The following is a 13,179-nucleotide window of genomic DNA, read 5'->3' as shown; positions in this document are numbered from 1 at the left end:
TGGTTTCCGATCACTTGCCCTCGACGGGCCAGCAGGTCGGGTCGCCCTTGCACCACAGGGTCCGGGTGACGGTGACCGTCACGGTCGGCTCGGGCTGCCCGGGGGGCCGGACGGTCGCCGGCGGGGTGAACACCGGTGCGGGGGTGGCGCTGCAGTCGCCGAGCCCGTCGACGTGGAACACCCGCCGGCCGGCGACCGTGGCGGTCAGGCTGCCGCGCACGCAGGCTCCGTCGACGGACTTGGTCACCTTCCCGGTGACGGTGATCTTTTGCCGGTCCCCGGTCTGCCCCTGGCAGTCGACGGAGACGACGGTGCTCTCCGTCGGCGAGGGCGAACGGCCGGGGGTGAAGCCGTGGTTGCCGTAGTCGGCGGTGCAGCTGAGCCAGTTGACGTCCACGTGCCGCCGTTTCAGCTCGTCGGTCGCGGTCTTGTCGGTGGTGTACGCCACCGCCGCCGCACCGAGGCCTCCCGGCTCACAGCCGGCCAACGCGCCCGCGCCCACGATCGCGAGCCCCGCCACGGCCATCGCCCTCGCGGGTCGCGGCCGATACCAAATCCGCCTCAATACCCCCATGAACGGCAGAGTGCCACCGACACGCGCGGGGCGGAAGGCCGCTTACGGCCACTCACTCGTTCGAGTGCTCCGGCACCGGGGTGTCGCGGCCCGGCCCGTTGGGCGGGAGGAGCGGCCCGGCGGCGGGCGCCGACGCCCGCCGCCGCGGTCAGCCGCGCAGCAGCAGCCACTCCTGGAGCTCCACCAGGTTGCCCTCCGGGTCCTTGAGGTGGGCCACGCGCAGGCGCTCGGCCATCGGGACCGGGCCGTGCAGCACGGTCGCGCCCCGGGCGGTGATCTCGGCGCAGTAGGCGTCGAGGCCGTCGACGCGGAGCACGACCAGGGAGCGATGGCCGGTGGCGGTCTCGCCCAGTTCGCTGAGCACCTCGGCCATCGCCGAGCGGTCCTGCAGCGCTATCCCGGCGGAGCCGGCGTGCGGGCTGAACTTCTCGTACGGACCCCCGGTCGCCCCCGACTGCGGCTTGAGGCCGAGGACGTCGGCGTAGAAGCGGTAGCAGGCGGGGAAGTCGGAGACGAGAAGACGTATCTGGGCGAGTTCCATCGGGTGCCCCCGTGTGTCAGGACCAGCGACCGGTGCGACCCAGCAGGAGAGCCGCGGCGGCGGTGCCGGCGGTGGACGTGCGCAACACAGTAGGACCGAGTACGTACGACCGCGCCCCCGCCTCCGCGAAAAGCGCCAACTCCTCGGGGGAGACGCCCCCTTCGGGGCCGACGACCAGCACGATCTCGCCGTCCGCGGGGAGTTCGGCGTCGGCGAGCGGTGCGCTGCCGTGCTCGAAGTCGGAGTGGAGGACGGCGGCGAAGTCGGCCTTGGCCAGAAGTACGCCGACCTGCTTGGTCGTTGCCGCGTCCGCGACCTCGGGGAAGCGGACCCGGCGGGACTGCTTGCCGGCCTCGCGGGCGGTGGAGCGCCACTTGCCGAGGGCCTTGAGCCCGCGGTCGCCCTTCCACTGGGTGATGCAGCGAGACGCCTGCCAGGGCACGATCGCGTCGACGCCGACCTCGGTCATCGTCTCCACGGCGACTTCACCCCGGTCACCCTTGGGGAGGGCCTGGACGACGGTGATGCGGGGCGCGGGGAGCGGCTCCTCGTGCACGGACACCAGGTCCATGACCACCAGGCGGTCCTTGCCCTCGGCGGCCTTGACGACACCCTCGGCCCAGCGGCCCCGCCCGTCGGTGAGGACGACGTCCTCCCCCGCCCGCAGCCGCTTCACGGAGACGGCGTGCCGCCCCTCGGGGCCGTCGAGCACGAACTCCGGTCCGATGCCGTCGAGTCGGTCCACGACGAAAACGGGCGCGGTCATCGCGCGTCACCTCCGCGCCGTGCCAGGTCGGACAACGCCGCCCTGGCCGCGGCGAGTTCGACCATCAGCACCTGTACCAGTTCCCCGGCGGGCAGTTCGCGGGCCATCCGATGTCCCTGCCCGGCGAACATCGCCATGCCCTGCGCGTCACCGGCCTCGGCGGCGGCCTTGCGCAGCGGGGCGGTCAGATGGCCGATCTCGGGGTAGGCGGCGGGGGCGTAGGGGCCGTGTTCGCGCAGGAAGCGGTTGACCAGGGCGCGGGCCGGGCGTCCGGTGAAGGCGCGGGTCAACTCGGTGCGCGCGAACAGGGGGTTGGTCAGTGCCTGCTTGTGCACGGGGTTGGCGCCGGACTCGGGGGTGGGAACGAAGGCCGTGCCCAGCTGGGCGGCACAGGCACCGGCGGCGAGGACCGCCGCGATCTGGCCGCCCCGCATGATGCCGCCCGCGGCGACGACGGGGAGGGACACCGTCTCCCTGATCTGGGCGATCAGCGACAGCAGTCCGACAGCGGCGCCGTCGTTCTCCGGGGTGTCCCGGTGGGTGCCCTGGTGGCCGCCGGCCTCCACGCCCTGGGCGATCACCGCGTCCGCACCGGCCCGCTCGACCGCGAGGGCCTCCTCGGCGGTGGTGGCCGTGACCAGGGTGAGGGTGCCGGCCCGGCGCAGCGCGTCCAGCACGTCCCGGCTCGGCACACCGAAGTGGAAGGAGACCACCGGTACCGGGTTGTCCAGCAGCACCGCGAGCTTGGCGTCGTACCCGTCGTCCCGGCCGCTGTCCGGGTCGCCCAGCTCCGTCTCGTACCAGGTGGCCTCGCCGGCCAGCTGCTGGGCGTACAGCTCGACCGCGCCCGATTCGGCGTGGTCCGTCTGCGGCACGAACACGTTCACGCCGAAGGGGTGGCCGGTGAGCCCTCGCAGCTGCTTGATCTCCTGGTACATGCCGTCGGCCGTCTTGTACCCGGCGGCGAGAAACCCCAGCCCACCGGCCTCGGCCACGGCGGCGGCGAGCTGCGGCACGGAGACGCCGCCCGCCATGGGGGCCTGCACGATCGGAAGGGGGAAGAGATCGGTCAGTGCGGAGGACATGAACACATCGTGTCACGTCATGTGTACAAGTCCGAATCCGGGCTTCCTCATGACCGTTTGCACCTGGGCCGATGACACCGGGAGAGCCGCAAGGCCCGCGAAGGCCGGCACGGGGGGCCGGGACGCCAGGGGGCGAAGCCCCCTGGCGGAGGTGAAGGGGCGGCGCCCCTTCACCTCACCTCGGCGTCCGGTTGAACGTCAGCGTCCGTTGAACGCGTCCTTCAGCCGCGAGAACAGCCCCTGCTGCCCCGGCTGGAACTGGCCCTGCGGCCGCTCCTCGCCCCGCAGCTTGGACAGCTCGCGCAGCAGCCGCTCCTGCTCGGGGTCCAGCTTGGTCGGCGTCGTGACCTCGACGTGCACGATCAGGTCGCCGCGACCGCCGCCGCGCAGGTGCGTGACACCACGGCTGTGCAGCGGGATCGACTGGCCGGACTGCGTGCCGGGCCGGATGTCGACCTCCTCCATGCCGTCCAGCGTCTCCAGCGGCACCTTCGTGCCGAGGGCCGCCGCCGTCATCGGGATCGTGACCGTGCAGTGCAGGTCGTCGCCGCGCCGCTGGAAGGTCTGGTGGGGCAGCTCGTGGATCTCGACGTACAGGTCACCGGCGGGACCGCCGCCGGGCCCGACCTCGCCCTCGCCGGCGAGCTGGATCCGGGTGCCGTTGTCGACACCGGCCGGGATCTTGACGGTCAGCGTGCGACGGGAGCGCACGCGCCCGTCACCGGCGCACTCCGGGCACGGTGTCGGGACGACCGTGCCGAAGCCCTGGCACTGGGGGCAGGGACGGGAGGTCATGACCTGGCCCAGGAAGGACCGGGTCACCTGGGAGACCTCACCGCGGCCGCGGCACATGTCACATGTCTGGGCGGACGTGCCCGGAGCCGCGCCTTCACCGTTGCAGGTGTTGCAGACCACCGCGGTGTCGACCTGGATGTCCTTGGTCGTCCCGAAGGCCGCCTCGTCCAGCTCGACCTCGAGCCGGATCATCGCGTCCTGGCCGCGCCGGGTGCGCGAGCGCGGTCCGCGCTGCGACGCCGTGCCGAAGAACGCGTCCATGATGTCGGAGAAGTTGCCGAAGCCACCGGCCCCGAAGCCGCCCGCGCCGGCGCCGCCGGCCTGTGAGAGCGGATCGCCGCCGAGGTCGTAGACCTGCTTCTTCTGCGGGTCCGACAGCACCTCGTAAGCGGCGTTGATCTCCTTGAACCGCTCCTGGGTCTTCGGATCCGGGTTGACGTCCGGGTGCAGCTCGCGCGCGAGCCGACGGAACGCCTTCTTGATCTCATCCTGCGACGCGTCGCGGCGCACGCCGAGAACGGCGTAGTAGTCCGTGGCCACTTACGACTCCGCCAGGATCTGTCCGACGTACCGTGCCACTGCGCGTACCGCTCCCATCGTTCCCGGATAGTCCATGCGGGTCGGTCCGACCACGCCGAGCTTGGCAACCGCCTCGCCGCCCGAACCGTAGCCGACCGACACGACGGAGGTTGAGTTGAGTCCCTCGTGGGCGTTCTCGTGCCCGATACGCACGGTCATGCCCGGATCCTTCGCCTCGCCAAGGAGTTTGAGGAGCACGACCTGCTCCTCCAGCGCCTCCAGGACGGGCCGGATCGTGAGAGGGAAGTCATGTCCGAAGCGGGTGAGATTGGCGGTACCGCCGATCATCAGCCGCTCCTCGTTCTCCTCGACCAGTGTCTCCAGCAGTGTGGAGAGCACCGTGGAGACCGTACCGCGATCCTCGACCTCGAAGGCGTCGGTCAGGTCCTCGACCAGGTGCGGCACGTCAGTGAACCGGCGCCCCGCGACCCTGCTGTTCAGCCGGGCCCGCAGATCCGCCAGCGAGGCCTCCCCGAAGGGCGCCGGGCAGTCGATCATCCGCTGTTCGACCCGGCCGGTGTCCGTGATCAGCACGAGCATCACGCGCGCGGGGGCGAGCGCGAGCAGCTCCACGTGCCGCACGGTCGAGCGGGTCAGGGACGGGTACTGCACGACGGCGACCTGCCGGGTGAGCTGCGCGAGCAGCCGTACCGTGCGCGCCACGACGTCGTCGAGGTCGACGGCGCCGTCCAGGAAGCTCTGGATGGCACGCCGCTCGGGGGCCGTCATCGGCTTGACCCCGGCGAGCTTGTCGACGAACAGCCGGTAGCCCTTGTCGGTGGGGATGCGCCCGGCGCTGGTGTGCGGCTGGGCGATGAACCCCTCGTCCTCCAGGACGGCCATGTCGTTGCGCACGGTCGCCGGGGAGACGCCGAGGTTGTGCCGCTCGGTGAGCGCCTTCGACCCCACCGGCTCCTCGGTGCCCACATAGTCCTGGACGATGGCGCGCAGAACCTGCAGCCTGCGTTCACTCAGCATCCGCGCGCACCTCCATCACGTCGTCCCCTCGGCTCCTCGGGCCCTGGCCTGGCACTCAACGCGTGCGAGTGCCAGACTTCCCCGGCCAAGTGTACGGCCGTGGGGTACTGACTGGGCAAGGTCGGTACCGCGGTGACGGCCTGTGACAGCTAGCGTCTCGGTATGACGGTGACTTGGGAAGAGCTGGGGTGGGAGCGGCTGGCGGAAGGGGTCGGCCGGTGCCGGCTGCCCGGCTGGGACTGCACTGTGGGGCTGGTCGTCGGCGCGGGCACCGCGCTCTTGGTGGACGCGGGGTCGAGCCTCGCGGAGGGCGCGCGGCTGCGCGATTCGGCGCAGCGGCTGGCCGGCCGGCGTGTGACCCATCTCGCGCTGACCCATCCCCACTTCGACCATGTCTTCGGCGCGGCAGCGTTCGCCGGTGCGCAGGTGTACGCGGCGGTGGGCCTGGAGACGGTGTTCGCGCACGAGCGCGAGGACCTGCGGCTGGACGCGATCAGGAACGGCCTGCCGGCGGCGGACGCCGAGGAGGCGGTGGACGCGCTGACCGCGCCGCGCCATCTGGTCTGCGGCGAGTGGACCCTCGACCTCGGCGAGGGCCGCCAGGCTCTGCTGGCCAACGTCGGCCCCGGCCACACCGCCCACGATCTCGCGGTCCTCGTCCCCGGCAGCCCGGAGATCGTCTTCTGCGGCGACCTGGTCGAGGAGTCCGGCGAACCCCAGGCGGGCCCGGACGCCGTACCCTCACGCTGGCCGGACGCCCTGGACCGGCTGCTGGCGCTCGGCGGCGAGGACGCGCTGTACGTGCCCGGTCACGGAGCGGTGGTGGACGCGGCGTTCGTACGACGCCAACGCGACGAGCTGGCAGCACGTTTCGGCGTGTCGTAGGCGCGGCCCCGGGGCTTCTCCTATCGTCATCCGAATGCGCCCACCCGTCTCCCGCCACCGCCCTTCCGACGAGGGCCCTTCGGGCCCGCGCCTTCGTACGTACTCCCCCGACCTGACACCTCCGTGGAAGAAGCCCCGGCCCGTGCCGGAGGTCCCGGCGGACCCCGGCCTGGTGGTGGAGGAGCCCGGGACCGGGTTCTGCGGCGCGGTGATCCGCTGCGAGGCGGGCACGGTGACCCTGGAGGACCGCTTCGGCAAGCACCGGGTGTTCCCGCTGGAGCCGCGCGGCTTCCTGCTGGAGGGCAAGGTGGTGACGCTCGTACGGCCGTCCTCGGGTCCGGTCCGGCCCGCCCGTACGGCGTCCGGATCGGTGGCCGTCCCCGGCGCACGCGCGCGCGTGGCACGCGCCGGCCGCATCTACGTCGAGGGCCGCCACGACGCCGAGCTGGTCGAGAAGGTGTGGGGCGACGACCTGCGCGTCGAGGGCGTGGTCGTGGAGTACCTGGAGGGCGTGGACGATCTGCCGGCGATCGTGGAGTCCTTCGCGCCGGGTCCGGACGCCCGCCTGGGCGTCCTCGTGGACCACCTGGTCCCGGGCACGAAGGAGTGGCGTATCGCGGAGTCGGTGACGAGCGAGCACGCGCTGGTGGTGGGCCACCCGTACATCGACATCTGGGAGGCGGTGAAGCCGTCGTCACTGGGCATCGACGGCTGGCCCCGGGTGCCGCACGGCCAGGACTGGAAGACGGGCGTGTGCCGGGCGCTGGGCTGGCCGCCGGAGAACACCGGGGCGGTGTGGCAGGCGATCCTCAAGCGGGTCGGGTCCTACAAGGACCTGGAGCCGGAGCTGCTGGGGCGGGTGGAGGAGCTGATCGACTTCGTCACGGGTAGCGGTGGGGCCTGACTTTCTCGTACGTGGCGAATTCGCTGGTGTCCAGTTCGATACCCAGTGGCTCCAACGGCGTGAGGTCGCCGAACTTGGTGATCCGCTGACACCGGTAGTCCGCGTCCTCTCCATGGCCCGTCGGCTCAGTGAGCAGCACACACTGGCCCATCACGGGGTCGATGATGAAGTAAGCGGGAATCTTCGCCGCTGCGTAGATCGACCGCTTGACCCCGTAGTCTCGGTCCACGCTTGTCTTGGAGACGACCTCCACGAGCAAGGTGATGACCTCGGACGGCATCAGCCTTCCCTGACCAGGTCCGGCACCACGCTCAATGACCACAAGGTCAGGCTGCGGCTCGCTGGTCTCTTCGAGGATGGCGATGTCCTGGGTCTGGAGTCGCCGCCAGTGCCGCCGGGGAATCTGGTCCTGAACCGCCTCAACGATGTCGTTGTGGGCCACGTCCGGCCCCGCCATCATCACAATTACCCCCCGGAGGAGCTCGACCTTGAACCCATCGGGAACCTCAAGGTTCTCGAAGATCTTCACGATGCCGGTGGTCATCGGTCGGTCGTCCACAGCGGTCATCTCCGCAGTCCTCCGGTTTCCGCCACCGTGCAATTACGGCGGCAGCTTACGAACCAGGTTAGGGACCGAACCTGTGCTCCGCACTGATTCACTCGCCTGAGTGATCAATCCACCAGGTCCCGCACCACCGCGTCCGCCAGCAACCGACCTCGCAGGGTCAACACGGCCCGCCCCTCGTCGTACGGGCCCGACTCCAGCAGCCCCTCCCCCAGCGCCCTCCGCGACGCCGCCAGCCCCTCCTCCTTGAGCAGCGACAGCGGCACCCCCTCGCGCAGCCGCAGCTCCAGCAGGATCCTCTCCACCCGCCGGTCCTCGTCGGACAGCAGCTCGCGCCCCGCACCCGGCGAGCGGCCGGAGGCGAGGGCGGCCGCGTACGCCCCCGGATGCTTGACGTTCCACCACCGCACCCCGCCGACGTGCGAGTGAGCCCCGGGTCCGGCTCCCCACCAGTCGGCACCCCGCCAGTACAGCGCGTTGTGCAGACAGCGGGCCGACTCCGAGGTGGCCCAGTTGGAGACCTCGTACCAGTCGAAGCCGGCCGCGGACAGCATCTCCTCGGCGATCAGGTACCGGTCGGCGTGGACGTCGTCGTCCGTCATCGGAACCTCGCCCCGGCGGATGCGACGGGCGAGCTGGGTGCCCTCCTCGACGATCAGGGCGTACGCCGAGACGTGGTCGGGGCCCGCGCCGAGCGCCGCCTCCAGGGAAGCCCTCCAGTCGTCGTCCGACTCGCCGGGGGTGCCGTAGATCAGGTCGAGGTTGACGTGCTCGAAGCCCGCCGCCCTCGCCTCCGCGACGCACGCCTCGGGGCGGCCGGGAGTGTGCGTCCGGTCCAGGATCTTCAGCACGTGCTGCTTCGCGCTCTGCATGCCGAAGGAGATCCGGTTGAAGCCGCCCTCCCGGAGCGTGGCCAGGTACGCCGGGTCGACGGACTCCGGGTTCGCCTCTGTCGTCACCTCCGCGTCCGTCGCGAGGCCGAACTCGTCGCGGATCGCGGCCAGCATCCGTACGAGGTCGTCGGCGGCCAGCAGCGTCGGTGTGCCTCCGCCCACGAAGACCGTGCGGACCTCGCGCGGGTCGTCGCCGAGCACCTTCCGGGCGAGACGGATCTCGTCGGTCAGGGTCTCCGCGTAGTTGTCCCGGGAGGCGAGCACGCCGCCGGTGCCGCGCAGCTCGGTCGCGGTGTAGGTGTTGAAGTCGCAGTAGCCGCAGCGGGTCGCGCAGTACGGGACGTGCAGGTAGAACCCGAGGGGGCGGTCGGCGGACCCGGCGAGCGCGGAGACGGGCAGCGCACCGTCGTCGGGGACGGGCTCGCCGTCGGGGAGTGCGGAAGGCATGTACTCCATTGTCCCGTACGGCGCTGGTTACTCGCGTCCCGCGCGACGCCGGTCACTCACGGCACACGGGTCACCCGCGTCCCCCGCGACGCCGGTCACTCGGCCTGGAGCACCAGCAGGGCCAGGTCGTCGTCGGGCAGGCCGCCGCCGAAGTCGTGCACGAGGCGGCGGATCCGCTCCGCGATCAGCTCGGCGCTCAGGCCCGCGCAGCCGGACAGGGCCCGGGCGAGCCCGTCGCCGTCGTCGAACTGGCAAGAGCCCGAGCGGCGCTCGGTCACCCCGTCCGTGACGCACAGCAGGCTGTCGCCGGGCCGCAGTTCGATGGTCTCGCTGGTGTAGGTCTCGTCCTCGACGACCCCGAGCAGGGTCTGCGGGCGGGCGGCGGTGGCCACCTCGCCGTCGGGGCGCAGCAGCAGCGGCAGCGGGTGCCCGGCGGAGGCGAGGGTGCAGCGGACCCCGCCGTCGAACGGGGTCAGCTCGCCGTACAGCAGGGAGAGGAAACGCGTCTGCGGGCCCTCCGCGTGGGCCATCGGCCCGCCGCCGGCGGCGACCAGCGCGCGGGCGGCGGCGTCGGCGGCCTCGGTGGCGTCGTCCAGCAGGAGCTGGTTGAGGCGGTCGAGGACGTCGGCGACCCGGTAGCCCTCGCGGGCCAGCAGCCTGAGCCACGGCCGGGCGAGCCCGATCACGACCGCGGCCTCGGGGCCCTTGCCCTGGACGTCGCCGATGGCGAAGCACCAGCGGCCGTCGCCCGCCGGGAACAGGTCGTAGAAGTCGCCGCTGGGTCCGCCCTTGTCGCAGGGCTCGTACACGAGCGCGCTGCTCACCCCGGGGATCTCGGCGACCGCGCCGGGCAGCAGCCCGCGCTGCAGGACGGCGCTGATGGTGGCCTGGCGGGCGTACTGACGGGCAGCGCCGATGGCCAGCGCCACCCGGCGGCTGAGGTCCTCGACGAGACCGGTGACCTCGTCGGGGAATCCATCCGAACCGCACCGCCCGATCACCAGCGTGCCCAGCGGGCGGCCGCCCGCGATCAGCCGGTAGGCGAGCGCGGTGCCCTCGGCGCCTTCCGGGCCGAGCGCGTCGCCCGGCCACACGTACGGCTCCGGGCCGGACCGCAGGCCGTCGAGCGCGCGGGGCGGGTCCTTCTCCAGGGTGCGGTGCAGTTCCTCGATGCGGTGCTCGCACGCGTGCCACACCCGGGCGGGCCCGCCGCCGTCGCCGCCGCGTACGGACGCCTCGTCCTCCAGCCACACCGCGCACCAGTCGGCGAGCCGGGGCACGATCAGCTGGCCGGTGAGAGCGGCGACCAGGTTCTCGTCGAGCTGTCCGGCGAGCAGGTCGGAGGCCTCGGCGAGGAAGGACAGCGCGCCCCGGCCGAACCAGTCCGGGTCACCGCCGCGCCGCGGCTGCGGGGCGAGGGCCTCGGCGGCGTCCAGCCCGCACGCCGGCGCGGGGCCGTCCGGCTCCGGCCGGCCGCCGGCGGGCAGCCGGGCCCACACCGTCTTGGCGCCGGTGCGATAGGTGACGCCCCAGGACTCGGCGAGGGACGCGACCAGGCGCAGTCCGCGCCCGTATTCGAGTGAGTCGTGCGCCGCCTCGCCGCCGACGGGGTCGCGGGGCGCGCGGAACGGATGACGGTCACTGACCTCGACCACGAACGCGCCGCACTCCTCCAGCCGCCAGTCGACCTCCACGTCCGTACCGGCATGCACGACAGCATTGGTGACGAGCTCACTGACCACGGCCATGGCGTCGTCGGCCAGCCGCCCGTCGAAGCCGGCCGGCCCCCGCCCTCCCCACTCCGTGAGAGCGGCCCGCACCAGGGCACGCGCCGACGCCGGCGCGAGGGGGCTCCCGGGCAGCGTCGCGTGCCCCTGCCCCCCACGGCCGCCGGTCTCCTCCCGCTGCGTCGGTATGGCCGCCATGTTCATGCGGCCAGAGTGACAGAGCGGGGGCAGTCATAAGCGTTGAGTTACGGAAGCGGGCAGCAACGACGACGTCGAGGGCAAAGCGTGCTACCAGAACATCAAAAGACGACCACGACCGAACAGTGTCGAGCGAAGACGCCCAAAGGGGCGCGGGCCCGTACTCGATCTGCGGCTCCACCGGGCGGGCGCGACCGGCCACGGCCGACCCGCGGCCGCCACCGGTCCCCCGCCACCCCTGCGAGACGGCGCTACGCCTCCCGCGCCCCCGCGTACATCTCGTCGATGAGGTGCTTGTACTCCCGCTCCACCACAGGCCGCTTCAGCTTGAGGCTCGGCGTGATCTCCCCGTGCTCCACGTCGAGATCCCGCGGCAGCAGCCGGAACTTCTTGATGGTCTGCCAGCGCTGCAGACCCTCGTTGAGCTGCTTGACGTACCCGTCGACCATCTCGACCGTCCGCGGCGCGGCCACCACCTCGGCGTACGACTTGCCCTCCAGGCCGTTCTCCTTGGCCCACTGGAGGATGGAGATCTCGTCCAGGGCGATGAGAGCGGTGCAGTAGTTCCGGTCGGCGCCGTGCACCAGGATGTTGGAGACGTACGGGCACACCGCCTTGAACTGGCCCTCGACCTCGGCCGGCGCCACGTACTTGCCGCCGGAGGTCTTGATGAGGTCCTTCTTGCGGTCGGTGATGCGCAGGTAGCCGTCGGGGGACAGCTCGCCGATGTCGCCGGTGTGGAACCAGCCGTCGGGCTCCAGCACCTCGGCGGTCTTCTCGGGCTGCTGGTGGTAGCCCTGCATGATGCCGGGGCCGCGCAGCAGGATCTCGCCGTCCTCGGCGATGCGAACCTCGGTGCCGGGCAGCGGCTTGCCGACCGTGCCCGTGCGGTAGGCCTCGCCGGGATTGACGAAGGAGGCCGCGGAGGACTCGGTGAGGCCGTAGCCCTCCAGGATGTGGATGCCGGCGCCCGCGAAGAAGTAGCCGATCTCGGGGGCGAGCGCGGAGGCGCCGGAGACACAGGCACGCAGCCGGCCGCCGAAGGCCTCGCGGAGCTTGGCGTAGACGAGGGTGTCGGCGACCTTGTGCTTGGCGGCCAGGCCGAAGGGCACGGCGGCGGTGCCGGTGCGCCGGAAGTTGTCCTGGCTGACCTTGGCGTACTCGCGGGCGACCTCGGCGGCCCACTGGAAGATCTTGTACTTGGCCGCGCCGCCCTCGCGGGCCTTGGCCGCGACGCCGTTGTAGACCTTCTCGAAGATGCGCGGCACGGCCGCCATGTACGTCGGCTGCACCACCGGAAGGTTCTCGATGATCTTGTCGACGCGGCCGTCGACAGCGGTCACGTGCCCGACCTCGATCTGGCCGGAGGTGAGGACCTTGCCGAAGACATGGGCGAGCGGCAGCCAGAGGTACTGCACGTCCTCACCGCTGACCAGGCCGGTCGCGGCGATGGCCTTCGCCATGTACGCCCAGTTGTCGTGCGGCAGGCGCACGCCCTTGGGGCGGCCGGTGGTGCCGGAGGTGTAGATGAGGGTGGCGAGCTGCTCACTGGTGAGCGCGGCGACCCGCTCCTTGATCAGCCCGGGGTGCTTCTCCAGGTAGGCGGCGCCGCGCTCCTCCACCTCGGCGAGGGTGGTGACCCAGTCGTCGGTCTCGACGCCGGCCGGGTCGATGGCGACGACCTTGGTCAGCGCGGGCAGCTCGGCGCGCTTCGCCACGGCCTTGGCGACCTGGGCGGCGTCCTCGGCGATCAGCACCCGACTCTCCGAGTCGGAGAGGATGAACGCCGACTCGTCCTCGTTGGTCTGCGGGTAGATCGTCGTGGTGGCGCCGCCCGCGCACATGATGCCGAGGTCGGCGAGGATCCACTCGACCCGGGTGGAGGAGGCGAGCGCCACCCGCTGCTCGGGCTCGATGCCCAGCTCGATGAGGCCGGCCGCGATCGCGTACACCCGCCGCGCCGCCTCGGCCCAGCTCAGCGACTTCCACTCGTCGGGGCCCTGACCGGAGGACGGCGCCACCGGGTACCGGTAGGCCTCGGCGTCCGGTGTGGCCGCCACGCGCTCCAGGAAGAGCGCCGCTACGGACGGCGGACGGTTCTCGATCAGGGTCTGTGTGTCGCTCACGACATCCTCCGGGACCCGCAACAGTGCGGCTGACGGTGCGGCTGGGTTAACTCACGGTGAGGTTCGGTCTTGTTTAACTCGCGAGTAACTATCGAGCAGGGATCAGAGTAAGGCGC

The 13,179-nt window shown here is 71.8% G+C and carries 12 protein-coding genes; 2 read left to right on the top strand and 10 right to left on the bottom strand.

All coding sequences use genetic code 11. The features are described 5' to 3' along the window. Positions 1 to 10: 10 nt before the first annotated feature. From ACWD5D_RS04030 to hrcA, 6 genes are all read right to left on the bottom strand, one after another. Positions 11 to 526, bottom strand: a complete 516-nt coding sequence (locus ACWD5D_RS04030; RefSeq protein ID WP_451371202.1) for a hypothetical protein — start codon at positions 524 to 526, stop codon at positions 11 to 13. Positions 527 to 722: 196 nt separating this feature from the next. Continuing rightward, positions 723 to 1,115: a VOC family protein gene (locus ACWD5D_RS04025; protein WP_451371201.1), complete on the bottom strand. Its 393-nt coding sequence runs from the start codon at positions 1,113 to 1,115 to the stop codon at positions 723 to 725. Positions 1,116 to 1,131: 16 nt separating this feature from the next. Continuing rightward, complete coding sequence (locus tag ACWD5D_RS04020; protein WP_451371200.1) at positions 1,132 to 1,881, bottom strand: 16S rRNA (uracil(1498)-N(3))-methyltransferase; 750 nt, start codon at positions 1,879 to 1,881, stop codon at positions 1,132 to 1,134. After that, a complete protein-coding gene (locus tag ACWD5D_RS04015; protein ID WP_451371199.1) occupies positions 1,878 to 2,966 on the bottom strand; it encodes a nitronate monooxygenase in 1,089 nt (362 codons plus the stop codon). The genes ACWD5D_RS04020 and ACWD5D_RS04015 overlap by 4 nt, the downstream gene beginning before the upstream one ends. Positions 2,967 to 3,164: 198 nt before the next feature. Beyond that, positions 3,165 to 4,301, bottom strand: coding sequence for a molecular chaperone DnaJ (dnaJ, locus tag ACWD5D_RS04010; protein ID WP_451371198.1), 1,137 nt, complete (start codon positions 4,299 to 4,301; stop codon positions 3,165 to 3,167). Then, positions 4,302 to 5,318, bottom strand: a complete 1,017-nt coding sequence (hrcA, locus tag ACWD5D_RS04005; protein WP_451371197.1) for a heat-inducible transcriptional repressor HrcA — start codon at positions 5,316 to 5,318, stop codon at positions 4,302 to 4,304. A 162-nt stretch (positions 5,319 to 5,480) separates the two neighbouring features. Between hrcA and ACWD5D_RS04000 the strand changes: the two genes are divergently transcribed. Together ACWD5D_RS04000 and ACWD5D_RS03995 are read left to right on the top strand one after the other, a co-directional pair. Beyond that, the gene (locus ACWD5D_RS04000) at positions 5,481 to 6,203 is read left to right on the top strand and encodes an MBL fold metallo-hydrolase (protein ID WP_451371196.1); all 723 of its coding nucleotides are present in this window, start codon (positions 5,481 to 5,483) and stop codon (positions 6,201 to 6,203) included. A gap of 34 nt (positions 6,204 to 6,237) precedes the next feature. Next, on the top strand, positions 6,238 to 7,107 hold the full coding sequence (locus ACWD5D_RS03995) for a DUF3097 domain-containing protein (protein WP_451371195.1): 870 nt from the start codon (positions 6,238 to 6,240) through the stop codon (positions 7,105 to 7,107). Here the strand turns inward: ACWD5D_RS03995 and ACWD5D_RS03990 are convergent. The 4 genes from ACWD5D_RS03990 to ACWD5D_RS03975 form a co-directional block, all read right to left on the bottom strand. Continuing rightward, positions 7,085 to 7,675, bottom strand: coding sequence for a Uma2 family endonuclease (locus ACWD5D_RS03990; protein ID WP_451371194.1), 591 nt, complete (start codon positions 7,673 to 7,675; stop codon positions 7,085 to 7,087). The two genes, ACWD5D_RS03995 and ACWD5D_RS03990, sit on opposite strands and share 23 nt — an antisense overlap. A gap of 104 nt (positions 7,676 to 7,779) precedes the next feature. After that, complete coding sequence (gene hemW / locus ACWD5D_RS03985; RefSeq protein WP_451371193.1) at positions 7,780 to 9,012, bottom strand: radical SAM family heme chaperone HemW; 1,233 nt, start codon at positions 9,010 to 9,012, stop codon at positions 7,780 to 7,782. A 95-nt stretch (positions 9,013 to 9,107) separates the two neighbouring features. Further along, complete coding sequence (locus ACWD5D_RS03980; protein WP_451371572.1) at positions 9,108 to 10,937, bottom strand: SpoIIE family protein phosphatase; 1,830 nt, start codon at positions 10,935 to 10,937, stop codon at positions 9,108 to 9,110. A 251-nt stretch (positions 10,938 to 11,188) separates the two neighbouring features. Further along, a complete protein-coding gene (locus ACWD5D_RS03975) occupies positions 11,189 to 13,063 on the bottom strand; it encodes an AMP-dependent synthetase/ligase (RefSeq protein WP_451371192.1) in 1,875 nt (624 codons plus the stop codon). Positions 13,064 to 13,179 lie beyond the last annotated feature (116 nt).

The sequence above is a fragment of the Streptomyces sp. NPDC002520 genome (assembly GCF_053595235.1).
This window is presented reverse-complemented; position numbering and strand designations above follow the sequence as displayed.